Source organism: Monashia sp. HAY1-2A (assembly GCF_056755315.1).
Window position 1 is genome coordinate 18,370 of record NZ_JBNDHY010000021.1, and the last position, 23,901, is coordinate 42,270.

The following is a 23,901-nucleotide window of genomic DNA, read 5'->3' on the forward strand; positions in this document are numbered from 1 at the left end:
GTTGGGCCGGCCTGGACGCGAAAAGTGCGCCACGGCGCGGTTGTCGCGTCGGTTGGCCGGTTGAGCCGGCCTGGGCGGAAAACTGCGCCAGGGCGCGGTTGGCTCGGGGGCTGCGCGGGTCCGAGCGTCCAGAAGTGCGCCGTGGCGCTGGTGGGTGGGCTGGTGCGCGTCAGTAGGCCATCCCCATGACGGCACGCACCGTGGCGAGGGTGCGTTCGGCCACGGCATCGGCGCGGGCGTTGCCATCCCGCAGCACGGCAGCGATGTGGCCGGGGTCCCGTTCGAGCTCGACGCGTCGGGCCCGGTGCTGCGCGAGCGACTCGTTGACGGCGTCGGTGACGACCGCCTTGAGCCGCACCGCCCCGCCGTCACCGATGCCCTCGGCCACCGACTCGGGCGACTGACCGAGGAACAGCCCGGCAATGGTCAGCAGGTTAGCGACGGCCGGCCGTCGGTCGGGGTCGTAGGTGATCCGGCGTTCGGAGTCGGTGCGGGCCGCCCGGATCCGCGCGGCGGTCTCGTCGGCCGAGTCCCGCAGGTTGACGACGTTGCCCCTGCTCTTGCTCATCTTCGCGCCATCGGTGCCGAGCAGCAGCGGCACGTCGGACAGCAGCGCCTCCGGATCGGCGAAGACCGGCTGGCCGCCGGCGTATCGGGCGTTGAAGCGTCGGGCGATGGCGCGGGTCTGCTCGAGGTGGGGCAGCTGGTCGCGGCCGACCGGCACGATTCGACTGTGGCAGAAGAGGATGTCCGCAGCCTGGTGCACCGGGTAGGTGAGCAGCAGCCCCGACAGCGGGCGGCCGTCCGACAGGGTCAGCTCGTCCTTGACGGTCGGGTTGCGCCGCAGCTCGGCGTCGGTGACGAGCGACAGGAAGGGCAGCATCAGCTGGTTGAGGGCCGGCACGGCGCTGTGCGTGAAGATCGTCGTCCGTTCGGGGTCGAGGCCGGCCGCCAGGTAGTCGAGGACCAGGCCGTGGACGTTGTCGCCGATCGCACCGACGGAGTCCCGGTCCGTGATGACCTGGTAGTCGGCGATGACGACGAATGTCTCGACTCCCTTGTCCTGCAGGCGGACCCGGTTGCGCAGGCTCGAAAGGTAGTGGCCGATGTGCAACGGGCCCGTGGGCCGGTCGCCGGTCAGCATGCGGAAGCGCGACGGGTCGCTCGACGCGTGATCGTCGATGAGGGCGTCGAGGATGCGGCTGCGCTCGCGGGCGGTCGTGTACGTCGCATCCTCAGCCGAGCTGACGGGCGTCGACGGGGACGTGGTGGTTCCGGTGCTGGTCGTGGTGGTGGACATCGGTGCTCCTCGGGGTGGGAGCCCACGAGCCGCACTCCGACGCGGTGCGCCTTCTGGCACATGGCAAGAGCCGCCCGTGGGCGGCTCTTGGTGGGTTGGTTCGACAGGCCGCCTCAGCTGGGCAGCCACCACGCGCGGTTGGTCGAACGCATGACCAGAGGGTAGCGCGTGCCGGAGCCGACGAGCCACGGCCGTTCGAGCAGCACGTAGCTGGCCGCGACGACCGGCACGAGGACGAGGAGCGCGGTCGCGCACACGAGCAGCGGGGGCGCGTCGGGCCACGCCACCCGAACCGCCCACACGACCGGCAGGTGCCAGAGGTAGAGGCTGTAGCTGGAGACGCCGACGCCGGACAGCGCGCGGGAGCCCAGGAGGCGGATGGCGACTCCGGCGCGGTCACGTCGGTGGTCGATGACGACGAACGCGACGACGACCGCGGCCGGGAACACGCTGTAGCGGTAGACGACGTGCCCGTTGAGCGAGCTGGGCAGGAGCGTCGCCACGACGAGGAGTGCGACACCGAGGGCGACGACGAGCGGCTCACGGCCCGCGTCCTCGCGGCGTCCGGGCACGGCGTGGTGGAGCGCGAGACCGGCACCGAACAGCATGGCCGACCAGTTGGCCGGGGCGAGGAAGTAGAAGGTGCGGGGCGACAGCGCGAGCGAGGCGAGGTACAGGACCGCGGCCGTGACGAGGACGAGCGCGCGGAGCCGGGACTCGTCGACACGACGGCGGGCGGCGAGGAGGAGCACGGGCCACGCGAGGTAGAAGACCCACTCCACCGTGAGGCTCCACGTGTGCTGCCACGGCTCGACCGCGATCGGGCCCGTCGCGACGAACGGGGCCGTCGCCTGGACGAGGACGACCGGGGCGACGCGCAGGACGCCGGGCAGGGCTGGTGCGTCGAGAACGGCGAAGACGGCTCCGCTGATGACCACCATGCCGACGAGGGCCGGGTAGAGCCGCACGGCGCGGCGCCGGACGAAGGTGGTGTAGGTCGCCCACAAGGGCGCGTCCGCCGTACGGCGCCACAGGCGGCGCGTCACGAGGTAGCCGGACAGCACGAAGAAGACGACGACCCCGGCGTGACCGCCGCCGTCGAGGGCGGACAGCCCGCTGTAGAAGACGAGGTGGACGTGCACGACGGCGAGCGCGGCGAGACCGCGCAGCCCGTCGAGCACTCGCTCGCGGTGCACGGCCGGCGTCGTCGCACTCCCGGTCGTCACGAATGGATTGTCGCGAGGCGTTTGCCCGGCTGTCTCCGCTTCGCACGGAATGTCCAGCGGAAAAGGGCAATTGCGTGGGCGTGGGTTCGCTCACGCGTCGCCGGCTCGGTGCGACGCGTGCTCCTAGGCTGGGGCGGTGCCAGACCCGACCGCCGCCCAGGCTGCCCTGCTCGACCGGCTCGGGGCGCTCGTGGACCTGCCCGACGTGCGGGAGCGCGCCGAGGGTGCGCGCGAGGCGAGCACCCGGCTGCGGTTCCACGAGGCGCTGCGTCGACGCATTCCCGAGGCCGCCGCCGAGTCGCGGGTCCGGGGCGCACAGGCCAGCGCGGCGCTCGACGGCGCCGACGTCCCCCTCGACGTGGTGCGCGCGTTCATGAGCGGTGCGCGCGACTGGCCGGAGCGCCCGGACGCCGGCCTCTCGACGCTCCGGGGCGCGATCGCCGCGACCGCAGAGAGCGAGCGCGTCGTCGGGCTCGTCAGGACCGCCCCCCTCCAGGCACTGGCTCGCCTGCACGTCGCCGCGGCATCGGCGGTCGTGACGCCGGAGGCGTTGGGTCGGCCGCGCGTCGGTGACGAGTCGTGCACCGAGCTCGTCGACCTCGGCGAGGCCCCCCCGGCGTCGGCCGTCGCGGCGCGGCTGTCCGCCCTGAGCGACGTCATCGTCGCGGCCTCCGGGTCGACGCGCATCCCGGCGGCCGTCACCGCCGCCCTCGTGCACGCCGAGGTGGCGGCCATCCGCCCCTTCGTCCACGGCAACGGCCTCGTGGCGCGCGCCATGGAGCGCGCGCTCCTCCAGGCGCTCGGGCTCGACCCGACCGGTGTCGCGGTGCCCGAGGCCGGCCACGCCGCCCAGGGTGGGCCGGCCTACCTGGGCTCCCTCGCCGCCTACGCCTCCGGGGGCGCCCGCGGCGTCGGCCTGTGGCTGGCCCAGGCCGGCACGGCCTACATGGCAGGAGCCGCGGAGGGGGAGCGGATCAGCGACGCGGTCCGCATCGGGCGGCTCAGCCCCGACCTGTGAGGGCGAACCGGGGCAATCGGGGCGCGCGGGAGGCTGCCCGCACGCCCGTGCGTGCGTGATGTCCACGATGGTGGACAGTTCCGGGCTCCGGCCTCGGCTCGGGTCTGTCGCCACGCCGGGAGCGTGCGGTAGAACGGACGCAGGAACCACATCGCCGGGAGGCGTAGATCCTGGATCCGCGCAGAACCCTTTTCCGAGAAGTACCGAGTACCCACGCGAGAGCAGTTCGCTTGGAACCGTCCACCCCCGGGATCACCACCGGGGCGACACTTGGAAAATTGCACGCCTGGTAGCTCGATACGTCTCCGGAGGCCCCTGACCGTCACGGTCGGGGGCCTCCTCTCGTGCCGGCCTCCGCAGCGTGCCCGATTTGTCCGGACTCGCAGAACGTGCGAGCATGCGGGGTCGGCTCGTGTCCGTCGTGATTGTCGAGAAATCACAGCGTGTCGTGACAAGTCGGTTTGCAATCGGGTGTTCCGGGGTCCACGATGGTGGGCGGCGCTCCCCTTCGGGGTCGAGCGCTGCGCGATCTGGCTCCTCCCCCCCGGTGCCAGTCTCGTGATGGTGGCCTCCGTCTTCCCCCGGACGGAGGCCACCTGTCTGTTCTGGCTGTTCTGAGCCGCTGCTCGTGCGCCTCCCGCCGCGGTTGTCCACACCCGGTCCGGCCGGCTGGGCCTCGTCCACAGCGGCCGCCTTCGGGCTGGGCCCACCCACCGCGACCGACGACGGTGGACGCATGGGAAACGTCATCGCCGTCCTGTCCGCCTCGGGAGGCGTCGGGGCCTCGTGCCTCGCCGCAGCGCTCGCCGTCCGGGCCGCGGCCGCAGGTCGCTCGGCCGTGGCCGTCGACCTCGACCGCAACTCCGGCCGCCTCGACGTCGTGCTCGGCGTCGAGCAGGAACCGGGCTGGCGCTGGCCGGACCTCGCCGATGTTCGTGGCGTGGTCGACGGTGCGGGTCTCGCCGACCGACTGCCCGTCACCGCGGGAGTCGCCGTGCTGTCGGGCGGTCCGCCGTGGGCTCCCGACCAGGACCCCCAGGACTGGCTCGACACGGTGCCGGACGTCGTGGCCGGCCTCGCCGACGCGCACGCCGTGACCGTGCTCGACCTCCCTCGTGCGGCCGCGGTCGTGGGGACCGTCGCCCCCCTCGCCGACGCCGTCGTCGTCGTGGTCGGCACGCAGGTGGTCCAGCTCGCTGCGGCCTCGCTCGTCGTCCCCGGCGTCAGGCGGGTGGTCGACGCGGCACGTCGCACGGCGGACGACTGGTCCGGGCCGGTGGTGCCGCCGCTCGAGCCATGGCTGGTCCTTCGCGGTGCCCGTGTCGAGCCCGAGCTCGAGGACCTCGTCACCGACGAGCTCGACGTGCCGGTCGTGGCCGCCGTCGGCGACGACCGGCGGCTCGTGGCAGAGGTGGCCGACGGCCTCCCGCCCGGCGTCCGGGGCCGCGGCGCGCTCGTCCGCGCCGCCGACGAGATCCTGCTGCGGCTCGTGTCGGCCTCGGAGGCGGCATGAGCCTCAGCCCGGCGGTCTGGGACCGGGTCCGGGACGGCGTGGCCCCCGGTCCCGACGCCGTCGCGGCCGTCGCCGCCCAGGAGCAGGGCGCGCTCGGTGCGGAGCGAGTGGCGGCCTCGCGCAGCGCGCTGGGCGCCCGCGTCCTCGGCGCCGGTCCGCTCGACGCGTGGCTGGCCGAGCCCGGGGTCACGGACGTCGCCGTCAACGGCGACGGGTGGGTCTGGGTCGACCGAGGCGCCGGGATGGAGCGCACCACCGACCACCTGGACCCGGCCGACGCCCGCACCCTGGCGGTGCGGCTCGCGGGGCTGGCGGGGCGGCGCCTGGACGAGGCCAGTCCGTGGGTCGACGGCCAGCTGCCCTCGGGTGCGCGTTTGCACGCGATGCTGCCGCCCCTCGTCGAGGGTGGTGCGCACGTGACCATCCGGGTTCCCCCGTCACGGGCCGTGTCCCTACGGTCGCTCACCTCGCGCGGCATGGTGCCGCCGGCCTGGGAGCGGGTCCTGGGGGCGCTGGTCCGTCGCCGCCTCGCCTTCGTCGTCTCCGGCGGCACCGGCGCCGGCAAGACCACCTTGCTCGCGGCCCTGCTCTCCGCGTGCGACCCGATCGAACGGCTGCTCCTCGTCGAGGACGTCCGCGAGCTGCGCGTCGACCACCCGCACGTCGTGCGCCTCGAGGCGCGGCCCGCCAACGTCGAGGGCGTCGGCGAGGTCACGCTGTCGACGCTCGTGCGTCAGGCCCTCCGGATGCGGCCTGACCGGATCGTCGTGGGGGAGGTGAGAGGCGCGGAGGTCAGGGACCTGCTCACCGCGCTCAACACCGGTCACGAGGGCGGCTGCGGCACCGTCCACGCCAACGAACCGGCCGACGTCCTTGCCCGGTTCGAGGCGCTCGGGGCACTCGCCGGTCTGTCGCCCTCGGCTGTGCGGTCGCAGGTGGCCGCCGCCCTGGACGTCGTCGTCCACGTCACCCGGTCCGGAGGCGTGCGGCACGTCGCGTCCGTGGCCTTCCTGCGACGCCACGCCCGTGGCGCCCACGTCGAGACCGCCCTCGCCTGGGCCGGGCCGGGGCACGCGCCCGAGCGCGGTGTGGCCTGGCCGCAGCTCGCCGCCCGGCTGGGGATGGCCGACCCCGGGCCGACCGTCGGGACGCCGCCTGTCCCGAACGCCCGGCGGGACGGAGCGGGGCTTGCCGGAGCACCCGAGGTCGTCTCGGCCACCGGCCGCAGCGGTGCTGCCGATGACGCGGTGGGTGCGGCGTGACCATCACGGAGGGCGAGCAGGTCTGGGGTCTGGCGGGTGCCGGTGCCGCGGGTGTGGCGGCCGGACTCCTCTGCGCCGCGACCGTCCTCGCGTGGCCGCGTCGCAGGTCGGTGCGGGTGACGCGATCGCGCCAGGTCCTCGCGCACGTCGTGAGGGCGGCCGGCGGGGATTCGTCCGCGTCGGAGGCCTCGGAGGCCTCGGAGGCCTCGGCGGACTCGGCTGACTCGGGGACTTCCGCGCGGGCTCGAATCGCCCAGCTGTGGCGCGCCGACCCGGTCGAGGTCCTCCGGGCCTGGCGACTGCGGCGTCGTCCCGACGACCTGCTCTCCGGGGCGCTCGACCTGCTGTCCGCGATCGGAGCCGGGCTGGAGGCGGGACTGCCGCCCGCCCGAGCCGTCGAGGTGGCGGCCATGACGGTTGTCGGTGCGGACCAGATGGCCGGCGCACTCGGGGCCCCGACCGCCCGACCGCAGGGGAGGCGCCCGGTGGCGTCCGCGACCGCGTCCGACCACCGGCTGCTCGACACGGCGACCCGCGGCCGCCGCCCGGCGGTCGCCGGGCTCGCGGCCGACCTCGTCCGGGCCGGTCGTACGGTGCGGCCCGCCTCCACGGTGTGGGCGGACTGGTCCGCGCGGACGGGCTCGGACGAGCTTGCCTTCGTCGCCGCGGCCTGGCAGCTGTCCGAGCGGACCGGCGCGCCGTTGGCGGCAGCAGTGGAGCGTGCCGCGCGTGGACTGCGCGACGTGCGTCGTCGACAGGGTCGGGTCAGCGCCGCGGTGGCGGGGCCTCGGGCGACCGTCACCGTGCTGACCGCCCTGCCCCTGGCCGGACCTCTGCTGGGACTCGCGTGCGGCGTCGACCCGCACACGCTCTATCTCGGCTCGCCGCTGTCGACCGGGGCCGTCGTCGCGGGTGCCGGCCTCGTGCTGCTCGGCCGGTGGTGGTGCACCCGCATGGTGCGCGCGGTGGTGCGGTCGTGACCGCCGCGCCGGCCCTAGCCGCGTCGGTGCCGACGGTGTCAGAGCTGCCGTTGTCGGTGCTGCCGGTGTCGGTGCTGCCGGGGTCGGGCCTGCCGCAGGTGGGCGGGCCCGGCGGGGGCGCCCTGGTCGCGGGCCTCCTCGTGGCGCTCGCGGTTGTCGTCCTGCCTCCCCGCCCGCGCATCGAGGCCACGCACCGACCGGACCGAGCCGCAGTCACCGACGGCGACGACCACGACGTGACGGTGGGCCGCGGCGATCCCGGGCCCGGTCAGGTCGCCTCGTCGCTGGCCCTCCTCGCCCTCGGGTACCGCTCCGGACTGCCCACCTGGGACGTCCTCGAGGCCGTCGGTGCCGGGTTGCCGGAGGGGGCTGCGGCGGATCTCCGACAGGTCGCCAACGCATTGCGGTGGGGAGCGACGGACGCCGAGGCCTGGGCGTCCGTCGGGGCCGCGTGGGCGCCGGCAGCCCGGGCCGTCCAGGTGGCCCACCTCGCCGGGGTTCCGCCAGGGCCGTTGCTGCTCGCGGCCGCCGACGACCTGCGCGACGCCGAGCTCGAGCGGGTCGAGGTGGCAGCGGGCCGGGTCGGCGTCCGCCTGGTGGCCCCACTCGGCCTCGTCCTGCTGCCGGCGTTCTGCCTCACCACCGTCGTGCCGCTCGTCGTCGCGCTCGCGCGCGACCTGGTGTCGTCCTGAGGCTCACCTACCAGCCGCGCAGCAGCGCGGCCCAGAGAAAGGAACATCCATGTCCCACAGCCTGATCCGGGCCTTTCGACGCGCGACGGCGACCGCAAGGTCGGCTCGCCACGACGTCGGGATGACGACCGCCGAGTACGCCGTCGGCATCATGGCCGCCTGCACCTTCGCGTTGGTCCTGCTCGGTGTCGTCAAGTCCGACGCGGTGCGCTCGGCGCTCGCGGGCATCGTCCAGAACGCCCTCGGGATCGCCGGGTGACGGCCCCCGGCGGCCGTGCGTCGGTGGCTGCTGGTCGACCGACGCAGCCCACGGCGGCCGCGTCCACCAGGCGGTGCGGTCGTCGGGACGCTGGGATGGTGACGGCCGAGCTGGCCGTCGCCGTTCCTGCCGTCGTCCTCGTCCTGGCGCTCTGCCTGGCGGCGGTCCGGGCGGGGGTCGACCAGCTGCGCTGCGTCGATGCTGCACGGATCGCTGCCCGTGCGGCCGCGCGTGGTGACCCCGTGGACCGTGTCACGAGTCTGGCGCTCTCCGCGGCACCGGCCGGAGCAAGGGTCTCGGTCCATGCCGCACCGTTGGGTGTCGCCGTCACCGTGAGGGCCGATGCCGGCGGCTGGGCTGGTCTGCCGAGCTGGACGCTGCAGGCCGTCGCCGTGACGCCGACGGAGTCCGCAACGGGGACCTCGCCGTGAGCCGCCTGCGGCGCCGCCTCCCGCTGCGTTGGCTGGGCCACCGCGCCCTCGCGGGTCCTGGTCCCGGCTCGCGCGATCGAGGCTCCTCGAGCGTCCTCGTGCTCGGCGCGGTCGGCGTCCTGCTTGCCGTCGGCGTGGCGGCACTCGTCCTCGCCGCCGTCGCGGTGGCCGGGCAGCGTGCTCGGCTCGCGGCCGACCTTGCGGCCATCGCGGGCGCGACCCGACAGCGCACCACCGGCGCTCAGGCGTGCGCCCTGGCCGCATCGGTCGCGCACGCGAACGGGGCACGGCTCGACCGCTGCCTCCTGGAGGGCCCCGATCTCGAGGTCTCCGTCAGCGTCACGGTGCCGGTGTGGCCGGATCCCGCCCGTGCGCGATCCCGAGCCGGTCCGGCACGAGCCACCTGAGCGACGGGTCAGCGCCCAGCGTGACGCGAGGCGGCGACACACCGACCGAGACCACCGCCCAGGCGGTCGTCGTGACGACCGACAGCGGGCCGGGCGAAGGCACTCAGCGGTTGCGCCAGGCGTCCGGGGCGGTGAGCAGTCGTTGCACCGGGTCGGGCAGCTCCCCGGTCCGCAGCGACTCGAGCGACGTGCCGTCGAGGACCTCGCGCAGGCTGGCCCGGACGGCGACCCACAGGCTCGGCAGGTGGGTCGCGACGCCGTGGTACTCCGTCTCGTGCGGTCGCAGGCCACGCACCTCGGCGAGCGGCCCGTCGACGGCACGGAACACGTCGCCGATGCTGATGTCGTCGCTGGAGCGTCCGAGCACGTAGCCCCCGCGGGCACCTCGCCGGCTCAGGACGAGACCGGCCCGTCGCAGGTCCGCGAAGATGGCTTCGAGGAACTTGCGCGGCAGGTCCTGGCGGGTGGCCAGCGAGTCGATGCTGACCGGCCCGGAGCCCTGGGCCTCCGCGTCGCTGAGGATGAGCATCGCCCTGACGGCGTAGTCGACCCGGGCAGAGATGTCCACCGGCACAGTGTGCCGCAGCGGCGCTGCCGACCGCCGGACGCCCGAGGCGACGGGCCGCGCGATGCCCGCGGCGTCCGGCGGTCGGCGTCCACGCGCCCGCGGTCCCGACGTGCCGGCGCGACTACGCGCAGAACCGCGGGACGGTTCTCGAGCCGCCTCAGATCGCGAGCGCCGGGTCGATCTCGACGACGCTGGAGCGTTGCGCCGCGCGCGCGAAGACCCGCTCGCCCGGCTCGAGCGCCAGCTCACCGGCGTCGCGTCGTGTCAGCTGCGCGGCGAACCGCTCGCCGGACTCGGCACGCAGGTCGACCCGCACCTCGAAGCCGAGCGGTACGACGCGCTCGACGACCGCCGCGACGATGCCGGGCGACCCGTTCACGGCGTCGTCGAGGGCGAGGGCCACGGCACGGTCGCGCTCGAGCGCGATGTCGTGGGGCCGGACGAGCTGCCCGCCGAGGTGGGCGACGGAGCCGAGGAAACCCATGACGAAGTCGTTGGCCGGACGTTCGTACAGCGTCACCGGGTCGCCCACCTGCTCGATGCGTCCGTGGTTGAGCACGGCGATGCGGTCGGCGACGTCGAGCGCCTCCTCCTGGTCGTGCGTCACGAGGACGGTCGTCACGTGGACCTCGTCGTGCAGCCGCCGCAGCCACGTGCGCAGATCGGCCCGCACCTTGGCGTCGAGGGCGCCGAACGGCTCGTCGAGCAGGAGCACCTCGGGGTCGACGGCCAGCGCCCGGGCCAGGGCCATCCGCTGCCGCTGCCCTCCGGACAGCTGGGCCGGGTACCGGTCGCGGAACCCCTCGAGGCCGACGATCTCGAGCAGCTCGCCGACGCGTCGGTCGATGTCGGCCTTGGCGCGCTTGCGGATCGACAGCCCGAAGGCGACGTTGTCCCGGACGGTCATGTGCTTGAACGCCGCGTAGTGCTGGAAGACGAACCCGATGCCGCGCCGCTGCGGCGGCTGGTGCGTCACGTCGCGCCCGGCGATCGTCACGACCCCGCCGTCGAGGTCCTCGAGGCCGGCGATCGAGCGCAGCAGCGTCGACTTGCCCGAGCCGCTCGGACCGAGCAGGGCGGTCAGCGACCCGCTCGGGATCTCGATGCTGACGTCGTCGAGCGCGAGGAACGAGCCGTAGCTCTTGCGGGCGTCGGTCACGGTGATCATCGGGTGCTCCTCTTGCGGTCGAGCAGGGTCATGAGCAGGAGCACGACGAGCGCCATGCCCATGAGGAGGGTCGCGGCGGCGTAGGCGCCGTAGGTGTTGTGGTCGTCGATGTAGCGCGCGTGGACGAGCAGCGTCAGGGTCTGCGAGACGCCGGCGAAGCCGGAGGACACCATGATGACGGCGCCGAACTCGCCGAGCGCCCGCGCCACCGTGAGGACGATCCCGTACGTCAGGCCCCAGCGGATGGCCGGCAGCGTGATGCGCCAGAACGTCTGCCAGCGGTTGGCACCGAGCGTGGCCGCCGCCTGCTCCTGGTCCTGGCCGATCTCGTGGAGCACCGGCTCGACCTCGCGCACGACGAACGGCAGCGTCACGAAGAGCGTCGCGAGCACCATGCCGGGCAGGCCGAAGATGACGCGCAGACCCGCACGGTCGAGCGCACCGAACCAGCCGTCGACGCCCCAGAGCATGATGAGCGCGACACCGACGACGATCGGCGACACGGCGAAGGGCAGGTCGACGACCGCCTGGAGCAGGCCGCGACCGCGGAAGCGGCCGCGCACGAGCGCCAGCGCGGTCGCGACGCCGAAGACGACGTTCATCGGCACGACGATGGCGACGATGAGGACCGAGAGGTTGAACGCCGAGATCGCCGCCGGCGTCGTCACCGACGCCCAGAACGCGGCGACGCCGGGGGAGAACGTGCGCCAGAGGATGACGCCGACCGGCACGGCGAGCAGCGCGAACAGGTAGGCCAGCGCGACGACGCGCAGCGTGATCCGGGACCGGGTGGACAGCCTCATGCCGCTCGCTCCTCACGTCGCTGGGCGCGCGTCGAGAGCACCCGCAGGACGAGCAGCGTCAGGAACGCGATGGTGAGCAGCGCCACCGAAACCGCGGCCGCGTTGAGCGGGCGGTCGACCTCGATCTGCTGCTGGATGTACTGGGAGGCCACCTGGGTCTCCCGCGGGATGTCGCCGCCGATGAGCACCACCGAGCCGTACTCGCCGATGGACCGGGCGAACGCGAGCCCGGCGCCGCTCAGCACGGCCGGTGCCAGGGTCGGCAGGACGACGCGTCGGAACGTCGTCCAGCTCGAGGCGCCGAGCGAGGCGGCCGCCTCCTCGACCTCGTGGTCGGCCTCGATGAGCACCGGCTGAACCGACCGGACGACGAACGGGAGCGTCACGAACAGCAGCGCGACGGCCAGGCCCCAGCGGGTGGCGTTGAGGTGGATGCCGACCGGGCTGTTCGGGCCGTACAGCGACAGCAGCACGATGCTCGCCACGATGGTGGGCAGCGCGAACGGCAGGTCGATGAGGGCGTTGACGACGCGCTTGCCGGGGAACTCGTCGCGTACGAGCACCCACGCGACGAGCGTGCCGAACCCGGCGTTGACGACCGCGACGCCGGCCGACACGAGAACCGTGACCCAGAGCGAGGCGAGGGCGGCGGGCGCCGTCACGGCCTCCCAGAAACCGGACCAGCCCTCACCGAACGAGGCGACGGTCAGGGCGGCGAGCGGCAGCAGGACGATGAGGCTGAGCCACAGCGTCACGACGCCGACGCCGAGCGGTCGCCCGAGCCGGCGCCGGAGCCCCGCGGCGGGCCCGGCGTCGGGGGACCGACCACCGGACGCGCCGGGGGCGGGAGCCGCCGTAGCGACTCCCGCCTCGCGGGTCCCGTCGGACCGGGCGATCGCCTCGGCCGTCACTTCGTCGCCTCGTCGTAGATGGTGGCGATCGCGCCGACGTCCTTCTTGAACAGGGTGCTGTCGACGCTCTTCCAGCCGCCGAGGTCGGCGATGGTCCACAGCTTGGCGGGCGCGGGGAACGTCGAGGCGAACTCCTTCGCGACGGTCGGGTCGACCGGGCGGAACCCGGCACCGGCGAGGAGCTTCTGCGCCTCCGGCGTGTAGAGGTAGTCGTCGAAGGCCTGCGCGGCCGCCTTGTTCGGGCTGTTCTTCAGCACGGCGGCCGGGTTCTCGATCTTGAAGGTCTGCGGCGGTGTCACGTGCTCGACGGGCTCGCCGTTCTTCTCGATGAAGAGCGCCTCGTTCTCGTAGCTGAGCAGTGCGTCACCGCTGCCCTGCAGGAAGGCCTCGGTGGCCTCACGGCCCGACTTCGGCTGGATCTTCACGTGGTCGGTGACGAGGCTGCGGATGTAGGCCAGCCCGGCGGCCTTATTCGTCCCGCCGGCGCTCTCGGCGGCGTACGGGGCCAGGAGGTTCCACTTCGCCGAGCCCGACGAGAACGGGTTCGGCGTGACGACCTCGACACCCGGCTTGAGCAGATCGGCCCAGTCCTTGATGTGCTTCGGGTTGCCCTTGCGCACGACGATCGTCACGACCGACCCGAACGGGATGCCGTGGTGCTCGCCGGCGTTCCACGACGGGTCGACGAGGCCGGCGTCGACGAGCCTGGTGACGTCCGGCTCGACGGAGAAGTTGACGAAGTCGGCGGGCGCGCCGGCGGCGACCTTGCGGCTCTGGTCACCCGAGGCGCCGTAGCTCTGCTGGAACTGCACGCCCTTGCCGGCGGCGGTCTTCTGGAACGCCGGGATGACGGCGTCGAAGCCGACCTTGGGCACCGCGTAGGCGTACAGGCTGATGGTGCTCGTCGTTGCGGCCGCGGCCGTGGAACCCGGCTGCACGACCGTGTCGCTGGCCCCGCCGCCGGCGCAGGCCGTCAGGCCGATCGTCGCGCTGGCGGCGATGACGGCGAGGAGGATCTGGGGGCGTCGCACGGGTTGCTCCTTGGGCTCTGAAGAGGCGGTGAGGGGTGCGCGGTTGGTGCGAGCCGGGCGGTGCCGATTCCCATCCGCTGAGTGGGAGTTTGAAATAGCAAACCGTTACCGGTCAAATAACGTCTACTTATGTCTCACGGTGTGGAACCGTGAGGGTTCACGACAGGCTCACGCGCTCCCGCGTGGCCCCGCGTCACGCGGGCGAGATCCGCCGCACCCGCAGGGTCGGCCCGTCCGCCGGGTGCGACACGTCCGCGGCGTCCGACGCGTCGGCGCCCTCCGATGCGTCCGAGCCACCTGAGCCGCCAGACGCGTCCGCCGCGTCCGCCATCTCGCCCGTCACGAGGACGCGCGCCCCCGGCTCGGACGCGATGCTCCACCCGGACGGCAGGACGAGGGCGTACGTCAGCCCGTCGTCGCCGTCGAGCACGACGTGCCGGGTCTCGCCGCCGATCGTCCGCATCGTGCCCGACACGGTCGTGGACGCCCCGCCGGCCGACACGCGCCGTCCTGACGTCGGCTCCGGTGAGCCCGGGACGCCTTGCGCGGCAGGCGTTCCCGGTCGCCCACGCCGCGGGGAGGGGCGCCGGCGTGCCGGTCCGCGCGTCACGGCGTCGGCCCCGCGTGCCGCAGGGTCAGGTCGAGCAGTGCGATGGCACCGGCCTTGTCGAGCGGCTCGTTGCCGTTGCCGCACTTGGGCGACTGGACGCACGACGGGCAGCCCGAGGGGCACTCGCACGCCGCCACGGCGTGCCGCGTCGCCGCGAGCCAGTCCCGCACGCGTCGGTACCCCCGCTCGGCGAAACCGGCGCCGCCCGGGTGGCCGTCGTAGACGAGGATGGTCGGCAGACCGGTGTCCGGGTGCAGCGCGGTCGAGACGCCACCGATGTCCCAGCGGTCGGCGGTCGCGAAGAGCGGGAGCATGCCGATGGCCGCGTGCTCGGCGGCGTGCGCCGCGCCGGGGATCGCCGGCTCGTCGACGCCGGCAGCGGCCAGGTCGTCGACGGGCATCGTCCACCAGACGGCCTTGGTGGCGAGCGCATGAGGGGGCAGGTCGAGGGGGTGCTCGCCGATCACCTCGCCGCCCGGCAGCCGGCGCAGGAACGAGACCACCTGGTTGCGGACCGTCACGTGCCCGAAGGAGCAGCGCACCGGCCCCCACTGCTCGTGCTCGACCTCGTGCTCGATGTCGAACTCGCTCACCGAGCGCGCGTGCGTCGTCCAGCCCGGGTCGCCGCGCACGACGAAGGCCGCGCGGTCCTCGAGGTCGAGCTCGGTGACGACCCAGGTCTGGCCCTGGTGCAGGTGGACGGCGCCCGTGTGCACCTGCGCGTGCGCGGACGCCTCGTCGACGGTCCCGACGACCCGGCCGGTGCGCCTCTCGATGATGCGCACCGGCTCGCCCGCGCCGCGCAGCGACAGGTGGTCGGCCGGCCGGTCCTCCCGCGCCCAGAACCAGCCGCGTGGTCGCCTGCGCAGGATGCCGCGGTCGACGAGTGCGTCGAGCAGCGGACGCGTCAGGGGGCCGAACACCTCGACGTCGGCCTCGGTGACCGGCAGCTCCGCCGCGGCGGCGGCGAGGTGCGGCCCGAGGACGTGCGGGTTGTCCGGGTCGACGACGGTGGCCTCGACACCACGGCCGAAGATCGACTCCGGGTGGTGCACGACGTAGGTGTCGAGCGGGTCGTCGGCCGCGACCAGCACGGCGAGCGACCGGCGTCCGGTCCGCCCCGCCCGGCCGGCCTGCTGCCACAGCGAGGACAGCGTCCCGGGCCAGCCGGCCAGCAGGACGGCGTCGAGGCCGGACACGTCGACGCCGAGCTCGAGGGCGTTCGTCGCCGCGAGGCCGAGCAGCGCGCGGCCACGCAGCGCCCGCTCGAGCTCTCGGCGCTCCTCGGGCAGGTAGCCGCCGCGGTAGGCGGCGACGCGGTGCTCGTCGGTGCCGGACACGCGCTCCTTGGCGATGCGCGCCACCACCTCGACCCCCGCGCGGGACCGGGCGAAGGCGACGGTCTGGACGTCGGCCGCGACGCAGCCGGCCAGCAGCTCGCCGGTCTCGGTGATCGTGCTGACCCGCTGCGCGGTGCCGTCCGCCGCGATCACCACGGGAGGCTCCCAGAGAGCGAACGTCATTGCGGCACGGGGTGATCCGTCCTGCGTCACCGCCTCGACCGGTAGGCCGAGCAGGCGGGATGCGTGGTCCTGCGGGTCGGCCACGGTGGCCGACGCCAGCACGAACGTCGGCTCGGCCCGGTACCGCGCCGCGACGCGCCGGAGGCGTCGCAGCACCGCCGCGAGATGCGCCCCGAAGACACCCTTGTACACGTGGCACTCGTCGACGACGACGTAGCGCAGCGCCCGCAGGAACGAGGACCACCGCTCGTGCCCGGGCAGGAGCGAGTGGTGCAGGAGGTCCGGGTTGGTCAGCACGAGGTTGGCGTGGTCGCGGATCCAGCGGCGCTCGTCGGTCGGGGTGTCGCCGTCGTAGGTCGCGGGCCGCACCCCGGGCAGCGCCAGACCGGAGACCCGCGTCAGCTGGTCGGCGGCGAGGGCCTTCGTCGGCGACAGGTAGATCGCGGTGGCCCCACGCCCGTTCGGGGCCGACGCGCCCGACACGAGGTCGGACAGGATCGGCAGGAGGTAGCCCAGGCTCTTGCCCGACGCCGTGCCGGTGCTGACGACGACGTGCCGTCCCGCGTGGGCGTGCTCGGCCACCTCCACCTGGTGCGACCACGGCGCCACGAGGCCGGCACCGGTCAGGGCGCCGAGGAGTGTCGGGTCGGTCCACGCCGGCCACTCGGCGGTCCGGGCGACGCGCGCCGGCACCTCGTGGACGTGGACGAGACGCTCCGGCTGCTGCCCGACGAGGCGGGCCAGCAGCTCTTCGGGCTCCGGCGGCGGGGCGTCACGCCTCGCCCGCCGGCCGGCAGCGGCCGGAGCGGTCGAGATGGGCGACAGGTCCCGGTTCATGTGGAGCAACGGTAGGAGGTGGGGGTACGGTAACCGACGAGCGGGGCATGTTACTCCGCGGTCGGTCACGCAGGGGCAACGTGGCTGACCCTGTTGGACCAAGTGTGGGCTAAGGAAGGGGCACCGGTGGATCTCTCGATCACCCGCGCCGACCACGGTGACCAGACCGTGGTGCACCTCGGCGGCGAGATCGACGTGTACACCGCGCCGCTCGTGCGCGAGAAGCTGGACGAGCAGATCCAGGGCGGCCGGACCCGGCTCGTCGTCGACCTGTCCGACGTGACGTTCCTCGACTCGACGGGGCTCGGCGTCCTCGTCGGGCGGCTCAAGCTCGCGCGCACGCGCGGCGGGTCGATGCGCCTCGTCGGCAAGGACGACCGCGTGCTCAAGGTCTTCTCGATCACCGGCTTGGACAAGGTCTTCGAGATCCACCCCGATCTCGACTCCGCGCTCGCTGCGGACCGGGGGCCGGCCGCGAGCGAGCAGTCCTGACCGTCCGCCCGCGCGCCGTGTCCGACCAGCCCGGCAGCGTGCCGCCTGACCCGCCGCCTGACGTGTCGCGCGACTCCCGGCCCGAGGCGCCGAGCGACGTCCCACGTCCCGACTCGGCGCTCCTGCCGCTCCTGCGCGCCGACCTCGCCGCCGCCGGCTTCACGGTGGACGGCATCGCCGAGCGCCTCGGTCCCGTCGCGTCCGCGGCGCTGCACCGTGAGCAACCGCTGCCCGCCCTCCTGGCGACCGCCCCGCCGTCGTCCACGTCCCACGCCGCCGCCGCCTCGTCATCCGCCGCGTCCTCCTCGGCCGAGCGGGCTGCGCCACCGGGCAGGGGGGACCCGTGCGGCACGCTGGTGCGCCTCTTCACCCTCGGGTGTCCCGTCGTGGTCGACGTGCTCGGCGACGCCCTGCCGACGCTCGGCGTCGAGGGGGCCGTCGGGCTCGGTCTGGTCCGGGTCGACGCCGACGGGCGCACCGCGCGCGCGACGTGTGACCTGCGGCCGTACGGCGACGACGCGCACGACTGGTGGGTGGCCTCCGACCTGTCCGAGATCGCGACCGGTCAACCGCTGCGACCCAACCACGTGCTCGGCATCGGTGGTGCCTCGACCACCCTCGCCTCGTGGACCATCCGCCGACCGGTCGACCGCGCCCTCGACCTGGGCACCGGCTGCGGCGTCCAGTCGCTGCACCTGAGCTCGCACGCGTCGTCGATCACGGCAACCGACATCTCGGAGCGGGCACTCGGCTACGCCCGGTTCAACGCCGACCTCGCCCGCGCACGGCTCGACACAATGGCGGGTGACCTTCTCGATCCGGTTGCGGGACAGTCGTTCTCGCTCGTCGTCAGCAACCCGCCATTCGTCATCACCCCGCGCTCGGACGACGTGCCGCTCTACGAGTACCGCGACGGCGGCCGGGCCGGGGACGCGGTCGTCCGCAGCCTCGTCCGTGACGTCGGCCGCGTGCTGGAGCCCGGCGGCGTCGCGCAGCTCCTCGGCAACTGGGAGGTGCCCGAGGGGCACACCTGGCGCGACGTGTGGGCCGAGTGGCTCGACGACCAGGCCCGCCACGGCGTCCCGCTCGACGCCTGGGTCGTGCAGCGCGAGCTGCAGGACCCGGCCGAGTACGCCGAGCTCTGGTCGCGGGACGGGGGAGCGGTGCCCGGTAGCGAGGCGCACTCGCGGATGTACGTGGCCTGGCTCCGGGACTTCGCCGCTCGACGCGTCGCGGCCGTGGGCTTCGGCGTCGTCACGCTCCAGCGTCCCGCGACCGACCGGCCGACGTGGCGTTCGCTCGACGAGGCGACCGGCCCGGTCGCCGCGCCGATGGGCCCGAGCGTCGAGGCCGGCCTCCGCGCGCGCACCTGGCTCGCCGAGCACACGGACGACGACGTGCTCGACGTCGCCTGGTCGTGCGCGCCGGACGTCACCGAGGAGCGGCACGCGCGCCCCGGGGCGGCAGATCCTGCGGTCATCCTCGTGCGCCAGGGCGGTGGCCTGCGCCGGGTGGTGCGCGCAGGCACGCTCCTCGCGGCCTACCTCGGGGTGGCGGACGGCGAGCTGACCGCGCGAATCGCGCTCGAGGCGATCGCCTCGCTCCTCGATGCCGACCCGGACGCCGTGCGCGCCGAGGTCGTCCCCGCCATCCGCGACCTCGTGGCCGACGGCCTCCTCGTCTGACCGGCGCACCGCCCACGAGCCGCCCCCGCTCCCGCCACCCAAACTGCGCCACGGCGCGGTTGTGGGCCGGGATCGGTCGTCCACGCCACCGAAAGTGCGCCACGGCGCGGTTTGCGGGTGGGGATCCGCTGCGCTGGCCCCCACAAGTGCGCCATGGCGCGGTTGTGGGTCGGATCGGTCGGCAAACGCGAACGAAAGTGCGCCATGGCGCGGTGATGGCCGGAGCGGATCTGGCGACACGCTGGGGGCGTAAAAGGGTTGTGAGTGAGTGCTCACTCATTCACAATGGTCCGGTGCGACAGCGAACGGGGCGCGCCGCGCCCATGCACCCGGACGACCGCCGGGAGGCCCTCATCGGCGTCTTCCTCGACCTGGCCCACCGCGAGGGCCGGGCGCCGACGACGAGCGAGATCGCCCGCGAGGCCGGCGTCGCGGAGGGCACGATCTTCCGCGTCTTCGCCACAAAGGACGCCCTTCAGGACGAGGCCGTCCAGACGGCGTTCTGCCCCGCCCCGGTCCGCCGTTCCATCGCGGCGATCGGCACCGACCTGCCGGTCCGGGACCGGCTCGTGGCGTTCACGTCCATCATGCAGCGACGGTTCACCGAGGTCTTCGGCCTCATGGGCGCGCTCGGCCTGACCGAGCCGCCCACGCGCGGCCCGCACCTGGCCTGCTACGCCGCCGGGCGCCACCTGCGCGGCGCCACCGACGCGGGCGCCGAGGACTGCGAGCCGCACCAGCCCCTGCTCGACGCGATCCACCAGCTCGTCCTGGACGAGAGCGACGCGTTCGTCGTGCCGCCCCGTGACGTCGTGCACCGCATCCGGCTGCTCTGCTTCTCCGGCAGCCACCCGGGCATCGCTGACGGCAGGACCCTGTCACCCGAGGAGATCGTCGACACCGTGCTCTACGGCGTTCTCAGCCGGCCGCCGTCCTCCGGCAGCGGCCTCGGCATCGCCGAGCTGTACCAGGAGCTCGGCGGCGACGCCACGGCGCTGACCGGGGAGAAGGCGGCATGCGAAAGCCGTTGACCCTCACCCGGCGTGAGGTCAGAGCGTCGCCCACCGGCCCACCCGGCTCAACCGGCCCAACCGGCCCGACCGCGAAGGACGCCCGAACGCCCCGCCACCAGCGAGAGCCGGGGTTCCGCGGCCTCCGCCACCCGAGTCCCCTCCCCACCGACCGAAACGACCGTACCGACGGAACCGACCGAAAGGCACACGCATGCTGATGCGACTGCTCCGCACCCACCTGCGGCCGTACGGGGGCGAGATCACGCTCATCGTGGTGCTCCAGCTCGTCAGCACCCTCGCCTCGCTCTACCTGCCGAGCCTCAACGGCGAGATCATCGACGAGGGCGTGGCCAAGGGCGACACCGGGTTCATCCTGCGCCACGGCAGCCTCATGCTCGGCGTCAGCCTCGTGCAGATCGCGGCCGCGGTCGGGGCGACCTACCTCGCGGCGAAGGTCGCCATGGGGATGGGTCGCGACCTGCGCGCCACCGTGTTCGGCCGGGTCGTCGACTACTCGGCCCAGGAGGTCGCCAGGTTCGGCGCCCCGACGCTCATCTCGCGCAACACGAACGACGTGACGCAGGTGCAGATGGTGACGTTCATGGCGTTCGCCCTGCTCGCCACGACGCCGATCCTCATGGTCGGGGGCGTCATCATGGCGCTGCGCGAGGACGTCGGCCTGTCGTGGCTCGTCGCCGTGGCCGTGCCGCTGCTCGGCCTGTGCGTCGGCCTCGTCATCTGGCGGATGGTGCCGTGGTTCGGCCGGATGCAGACCTCGCTCGACGGGGTCAACCGGGTCCTGCGTGAGCAGATCACCGGCATCCGCGTCGTGCGGGCGTTCGTCCGCGAGAACCACGAGGAGGAGCGCTTCTCCGGAGCCAACGCGGCGCTGACGGAGGCCGGCCTGCGTGTCGGGCGTCTGATGGCGCTCGTCTTCCCGATCGTCATGTTCATCTTCAACCTCTCGTCGGTGGCCGTGCTGTGGTTCGGCGCGCACCGGATCGCCTCGGGAGACATGCAGGTCGGGGCCCTGACGGCGTTCCTGTCCTACCTCATCCAGATCCTCATGGGCGTCATGATGGCGACGTTCATGGCCACGATGATCCCGCGCGCCTCGGTGTCGTCCGGTCGGATCATGGAGGTCCTCGACACGAGCTCCTCGGTCGGCGAGTCGGTCCAGCCGCTGCCGATCAAGGCGTCGACGGCCGGCGTCGAGCTCGTCGGTGTCGACTTCCACTACCCGGGCGCCGAGAACGCCGTGCTCCACGACGTGACCTTCACCGCCGAACCGGGCCGCACCACGGCGATCATCGGCTCGACCGGTGCCGGCAAGACGACCCTCATCGGCCTCGTCCCGCGTCTGTTCGACGTGTCCGGCGGGCGCGTCAAGGTCGGCGGGGTCGACGTGCGCGACCTCGCCCTCGACGACCTGTGGGCCCGCATCGGGCTCGTGCCGCAGAAGCCGTACCTGTTCACCGGCACGGTGGCCACGAACCTGCGCTACGGCAACCCCGACGCCACCGACGAGCAGCTGTGGGATGCGCTGCGCATCGCGCAGGCCGCCGACTTCGTCGAGCGGATGGAGGGCGGCCTCGACGCGCCGATCGCCCAGGGCGGCACCAACGTCTCGGGCGGGCAGCGGCAGCGTCTGGCCATCGCCCGGGCCGTCGTCAAGCGGCCGGACATCTACCTGTTCGACGACTCGTTCTCGGCCCTCGACCTCGCCACGGACGCGCGGCTGCGGCAGGCGCTGCGGCCGGTGACCCGCGAGAGCGCGGTCGTCATCGTGGCCCAGCGCGTCTCGACGATCGTCGACGCCGACCACATCATCGTGCTCGAGGACGGCCGCGTCGTCGGCCAGGGCACCCACGACCAGCTCGTCGCCTCCTGCGAGACCTACCAGGAGATCGTCGAGTCCCAGCGCAGCGCGGAGGAGGCGGCCTGATGGCCGAGGGAGTCAAGAGTGCCGAGGAGAAGGCCGCCGAGGCGCGTCGGGGACCGGTGCGACGCGGTGGGCCGCCGCACATGCAGGTGGGCCAGCCGACCGAGAAGTCGCTGAACTTCGGCCCGTCGGCCAAGCGCCTGCTCGGGCGGCTCGCACCGGAGCGGGCGAAGCTCGTCGTCGTCATCACGCTGGCTGTCGTCAGCGTCGTGCTCAGCTCGATCGGCCCGAAGATCCTCGGCCGGGCCACCGACATCATCTTCGCCGGGTTCATCGGTTCGACGATCGGCTCGAAGCTCCCACCGGGCACGACGAAGGAGGAGGCGGTCGCGGCCACCCGGGCGGCGGGCAACACGACCCAGGCCGACCTGCTGGCCAACGTCGACTTCACCCCGGGCGTCGGCATCGACTTCGAGGCACTCAGGGGCGTGCTGCTGCTCGTCGTCGGGCTCTTCGCGGTGGCCTCGCTGCTCATGTGGGTCCAGGGCTGGATCCTGCAGGGGCTGCTGCAGCGCACGATGTTCCGGCTGCGCCAGGACGTCGAGGCCAAGCTCAACCGCCTGCCGCTGCCCTACTTCGACCGGCAGCCGCGCGGCGAGGTCCTCTCGCGCGTCACCAACGACATCGACAACATCGGGATGTCGCTGCAGCAGACGCTCTCCCAGCTGCTGACGTCGCTGCTGACGGTCGTCGCGGTGCTCGCGATGATGTTCTGGATCTCGTGGCTGCTCGCCCTCATCGCGCTCGTGACGATCCCCGTCTCGGTCATGGTCACGGCCGCCATCGGCAAGCGCTCGCAGAAGCTGTTCATCCAGCAGTGGCGCAACACCGGCGAGCTCAACGGCATCATCGAGGAGACCTTCACCGGTCACGGCGTCGTCAAGGTCTTCGGCCGTCAGAAGGAGGCCCGGGAGGCCTTCACGACCAAGAACGACGAGCTGTTCGGGGCCGCCTTCGGTGCGCAGTTCATCAGCGGCATCATCATGCCGACGATGATGTTCATCGGGAACCTCAACTACGTCCTCGTCGCCGTCGTCGGTGGCCTGAGGGTCGCGTCCGGCTCGATGAGCCTCGGCGACGTCCAGGCGTTCATCCAGTACTCCCGCCAGTTCACCCAGCCGCTGACGCAGGTGGCCTCGATGGCCAACGTGCTCCAGTCCGGCGTCGCGTCGGCCGAGCGCGTCTTCGAGGTGCTCGACGCCGAGGAGCAGGAGCCCGACGCCGGCAGCCCGGTGACGATCGCGGACCCGCACGGTGCGGTGGCCTTCGAGGACGTCTCATTCTCGTACCTCCCCGACGCGCCGCTCATCGAGCACCTCGACCTGTCGGTGCGCCCCGGCCAGACCGTCGCGATCGTCGGCCCCACCGGCGCGGGCAAGACGACCCTCGTCAACCTCGTCATGCGGTTCTACGAGCTCGACGGTGGCCGCATCACCCTCGACGGCGTCGACATCCGCGACCTGACGCGTCACGACCTGCGCTCGCGCATCGGCATGGTGCTGCAGGACACCTGGCTCTTCGGTGGCACGATCCGCGACAACATCGCCTACGGCCGTCCCGGCGCCTCCGACGAGGAGGTCCTCGCGGCCGCTCGGGCCACCTACGTCGACCGGTTCGTGCACTCCCTGCCGGACGGCTACGACACGGTCCTCGACGACGAGGCGAGCAACATCTCGGCCGGCGAGAAGCAGCTCGTCACCATCGCCCGGGCGTTCCTGTCCGACCCGGCGCTGCTCATCCTCGACGAGGCGACCAGCTCGGTCGACACCCGCACCGAGCTGCTCGTGCAGCAGGCCATGGCGGCGCTGCGGTCGGACCGCACGAGCTTCGTCATCGCGCACCGCCTCTCGACGATCCGCGATGCCGACCTCATCCTCGTCATGGAGGAGGGGCGCATCGTCGAGCAGGGTTCGCACAGCGAGCTGCTTGCCCGCGACGGCGCGTACGCGCGCCTCTACCAGGCGCAGTTCGCAGGCGCGGCGGCCGACCTCGACGTCGACGGTGTCGCGGGAGCAGCCGGAGTGCCCCAGCTGGCCGGGGTGGGAGCCGCGGTGCCCGGTCCGGGCGGGGGCCCGGGTGTGCCCGCTCCGGACGACGCCGTCCCGGCGGACGCGACGGGCAAGTAGCCGACGGGCGAGTAGCCGACGGGCGCGGGGGGGGGGGGGAAGAGAGGGGGGGGAGGGAAATAGGCGGGGGAGACCCACCGAACAGGTAGTTCCTCGCTACCCCC

22 protein-coding genes are annotated in these 23,901 nt (G+C 73.4%); 13 read left to right on the forward strand and 9 right to left on the reverse strand.

All coding sequences use genetic code 11. The features are described 5' to 3' along the window. Positions 1–169: 169 nt before the first annotated feature. Together trpS and ACPYOM_RS05070 are read right to left on the reverse strand one after the other, a co-directional pair. Positions 170–1,300 (reverse strand): tryptophan--tRNA ligase, encoded by a 1,131-nt coding sequence (gene trpS, locus ACPYOM_RS05065; RefSeq protein WP_481345132.1) that lies wholly within the window; start codon positions 1,298–1,300, stop codon positions 170–172. 113 nt (positions 1,301–1,413) lie between these two features. After that, complete coding sequence (locus ACPYOM_RS05070) at positions 1,414–2,526, reverse strand: acyltransferase family protein (protein ID WP_481345133.1); 1,113 nt, start codon at positions 2,524–2,526, stop codon at positions 1,414–1,416. Between the two features lie 136 nt (positions 2,527–2,662). On the opposite strand from ACPYOM_RS05070, the gene ACPYOM_RS05075 reads away from it, so the two are divergent. From ACPYOM_RS05075 to ACPYOM_RS05110, 8 genes are all read left to right on the forward strand, one after another. Next, positions 2,663–3,544 carry a Fic family protein gene (locus ACPYOM_RS05075; RefSeq protein ID WP_481345135.1) on the forward strand — a complete coding sequence of 294 codons (882 nt, stop codon included), beginning with the start codon at positions 2,663–2,665 and terminating at the stop codon, positions 3,542–3,544. A gap of 736 nt (positions 3,545–4,280) precedes the next feature. After that, positions 4,281–5,057 (forward strand): CpaE-like family protein, encoded by a 777-nt coding sequence (locus ACPYOM_RS05080; RefSeq protein WP_481345136.1) that lies wholly within the window; start codon positions 4,281–4,283, stop codon positions 5,055–5,057. Then, the gene (locus tag ACPYOM_RS05085; protein ID WP_481345137.1) at positions 5,054–6,319 is read left to right on the forward strand and encodes a TadA family conjugal transfer-associated ATPase; all 1,266 of its coding nucleotides are present in this window, start codon (positions 5,054–5,056) and stop codon (positions 6,317–6,319) included. Before ACPYOM_RS05080 ends, ACPYOM_RS05085 begins: the two co-directional genes overlap by 4 nt. Further along, positions 6,316–7,299, forward strand: a complete 984-nt coding sequence (locus tag ACPYOM_RS05090; protein ID WP_481345138.1) for a type II secretion system F family protein — start codon at positions 6,316–6,318, stop codon at positions 7,297–7,299. The genes ACPYOM_RS05085 and ACPYOM_RS05090 overlap by 4 nt, the downstream gene beginning before the upstream one ends. Further along, positions 7,296–7,991 (forward strand): type II secretion system F family protein, encoded by a 696-nt coding sequence (locus tag ACPYOM_RS05095; protein ID WP_481345139.1) that lies wholly within the window; start codon positions 7,296–7,298, stop codon positions 7,989–7,991. The genes ACPYOM_RS05090 and ACPYOM_RS05095 overlap by 4 nt, the downstream gene beginning before the upstream one ends. Positions 7,992–8,040: 49 nt before the next feature. Further along, positions 8,041–8,250: a DUF4244 domain-containing protein gene (locus ACPYOM_RS05100; RefSeq protein WP_481342369.1), complete on the forward strand. Its 210-nt coding sequence runs from the start codon at positions 8,041–8,043 to the stop codon at positions 8,248–8,250. Between the two features lie 95 nt (positions 8,251–8,345). After that, entirely contained in the window at positions 8,346–8,681 is a 336-nt protein-coding gene (locus ACPYOM_RS05105; protein WP_481345140.1) for a TadE family type IV pilus minor pilin, read from the forward strand. Beyond that, complete coding sequence (locus ACPYOM_RS05110) at positions 8,678–9,088, forward strand: Rv3654c family TadE-like protein (RefSeq protein WP_481345141.1); 411 nt, start codon at positions 8,678–8,680, stop codon at positions 9,086–9,088. The genes ACPYOM_RS05105 and ACPYOM_RS05110 overlap by 4 nt, the downstream gene beginning before the upstream one ends. A gap of 103 nt (positions 9,089–9,191) precedes the next feature. Here the strand turns inward: ACPYOM_RS05110 and ACPYOM_RS05115 are convergent, their stop codons facing one another. The 7 genes from ACPYOM_RS05115 to ACPYOM_RS05145 form a co-directional block, all read right to left on the reverse strand. Continuing rightward, a complete protein-coding gene (locus ACPYOM_RS05115; protein WP_481342373.1) occupies positions 9,192–9,656 on the reverse strand; it encodes an RrF2 family transcriptional regulator in 465 nt (154 codons plus the stop codon). Positions 9,657–9,813: 157 nt separating this feature from the next. Then, positions 9,814–10,824 carry a sulfate/molybdate ABC transporter ATP-binding protein gene (locus tag ACPYOM_RS05120; RefSeq protein WP_481345143.1) on the reverse strand — a complete coding sequence of 337 codons (1,011 nt, stop codon included), beginning with the start codon at positions 10,822–10,824 and terminating at the stop codon, positions 9,814–9,816. Beyond that, positions 10,821–11,627 (reverse strand): sulfate ABC transporter permease subunit CysW, encoded by an 807-nt coding sequence (cysW, locus tag ACPYOM_RS05125; RefSeq protein WP_481342375.1) that lies wholly within the window; start codon positions 11,625–11,627, stop codon positions 10,821–10,823. Before cysW ends, ACPYOM_RS05120 begins: the two co-directional genes overlap by 4 nt. Beyond that, a complete protein-coding gene (gene cysT / locus ACPYOM_RS05130; RefSeq protein WP_481345144.1) occupies positions 11,624–12,538 on the reverse strand; it encodes a sulfate ABC transporter permease subunit CysT in 915 nt (304 codons plus the stop codon). Before cysT ends, cysW begins: the two co-directional genes overlap by 4 nt. Continuing rightward, positions 12,535–13,569 carry a sulfate ABC transporter substrate-binding protein gene (locus tag ACPYOM_RS05135; protein ID WP_481345145.1) on the reverse strand — a complete coding sequence of 345 codons (1,035 nt, stop codon included), beginning with the start codon at positions 13,567–13,569 and terminating at the stop codon, positions 12,535–12,537. The genes cysT and ACPYOM_RS05135 overlap by 4 nt, the downstream gene beginning before the upstream one ends. A 193-nt stretch (positions 13,570–13,762) precedes the next feature. Next, positions 13,763–14,071 carry a hypothetical protein gene (locus tag ACPYOM_RS05140; protein WP_481345146.1) on the reverse strand — a complete coding sequence of 103 codons (309 nt, stop codon included), beginning with the start codon at positions 14,069–14,071 and terminating at the stop codon, positions 13,763–13,765. 104 nt (positions 14,072–14,175) lie between these two features. Continuing rightward, positions 14,176–16,539: a DEAD/DEAH box helicase gene (locus ACPYOM_RS05145; protein ID WP_481345147.1), complete on the reverse strand. Its 2,364-nt coding sequence runs from the start codon at positions 16,537–16,539 to the stop codon at positions 14,176–14,178. A 126-nt stretch (positions 16,540–16,665) separates the two neighbouring features. Here ACPYOM_RS05145 and ACPYOM_RS05150 point away from each other — a divergent pair, with 126 nt between their 5' ends. From ACPYOM_RS05150 to ACPYOM_RS05170, 5 genes are all read left to right on the forward strand, one after another. Further along, on the forward strand, positions 16,666–17,031 hold the full coding sequence (locus tag ACPYOM_RS05150; RefSeq protein ID WP_481342161.1) for an anti-sigma factor antagonist: 366 nt from the start codon (positions 16,666–16,668) through the stop codon (positions 17,029–17,031). A gap of 17 nt (positions 17,032–17,048) precedes the next feature. Continuing rightward, a complete protein-coding gene (locus tag ACPYOM_RS05155; protein ID WP_481345148.1) occupies positions 17,049–18,716 on the forward strand; it encodes a DUF7059 domain-containing protein in 1,668 nt (555 codons plus the stop codon). Positions 18,717–19,009: 293 nt separating this feature from the next. After that, entirely contained in the window at positions 19,010–19,747 is a 738-nt protein-coding gene (locus ACPYOM_RS05160) for a TetR/AcrR family transcriptional regulator (RefSeq protein ID WP_481345149.1), read from the forward strand. Positions 19,748–19,940: 193 nt separating this feature from the next. Further along, positions 19,941–21,674, forward strand: a complete 1,734-nt coding sequence (locus tag ACPYOM_RS05165; RefSeq protein WP_481345150.1) for an ABC transporter ATP-binding protein — start codon at positions 19,941–19,943, stop codon at positions 21,672–21,674. Beyond that, the gene (locus ACPYOM_RS05170) at positions 21,674–23,797 is read left to right on the forward strand and encodes an ABC transporter ATP-binding protein (protein WP_481345151.1); all 2,124 of its coding nucleotides are present in this window, start codon (positions 21,674–21,676) and stop codon (positions 23,795–23,797) included. The genes ACPYOM_RS05165 and ACPYOM_RS05170 overlap by 1 nt, the downstream gene beginning before the upstream one ends. Positions 23,798–23,901 lie beyond the last annotated feature (104 nt).

What these genes read in the sequence shown, in the direction of transcription:
- ACPYOM_RS05100 (WP_481342369.1), top strand. Translation starts at nt 8,041, where the DNA reads ATGTCCCACAGCCTGATCCGGGCCTTTCGACGCGCGACGGCGACCGCA.
- ACPYOM_RS05145 (WP_481345147.1), bottom strand. Translation starts at nt 16,539, where the DNA reads ATGAACCGGGACCTGTCGCCCATCTCGACCGCTCCGGCCGCTGCCGGC.
- ACPYOM_RS05085 (WP_481345137.1), top strand. Translation starts at nt 5,054, where the DNA reads ATGAGCCTCAGCCCGGCGGTCTGGGACCGGGTCCGGGACGGCGTGGCC.
- cysW (WP_481342375.1), bottom strand. Translation starts at nt 11,627, where the DNA reads ATGAGGCTGTCCACCCGGTCCCGGATCACGCTGCGCGTCGTCGCGCTG.
- ACPYOM_RS05105 (WP_481345140.1), top strand. Translation starts at nt 8,346, where the DNA reads ATGGTGACGGCCGAGCTGGCCGTCGCCGTTCCTGCCGTCGTCCTCGTC.
- trpS (WP_481345132.1), bottom strand. Translation starts at nt 1,300, where the DNA reads ATGTCCACCACCACGACCAGCACCGGAACCACCACGTCCCCGTCGACG.
- ACPYOM_RS05170 (WP_481345151.1), top strand. Translation starts at nt 21,674, where the DNA reads ATGGCCGAGGGAGTCAAGAGTGCCGAGGAGAAGGCCGCCGAGGCGCGT.
- ACPYOM_RS05120 (WP_481345143.1), bottom strand. Translation starts at nt 10,824, where the DNA reads ATGATCACCGTGACCGACGCCCGCAAGAGCTACGGCTCGTTCCTCGCG.
- ACPYOM_RS05165 (WP_481345150.1), top strand. Translation starts at nt 19,941, where the DNA reads ATGCTGATGCGACTGCTCCGCACCCACCTGCGGCCGTACGGGGGCGAG.
- ACPYOM_RS05080 (WP_481345136.1), top strand. Translation starts at nt 4,281, where the DNA reads ATGGGAAACGTCATCGCCGTCCTGTCCGCCTCGGGAGGCGTCGGGGCC.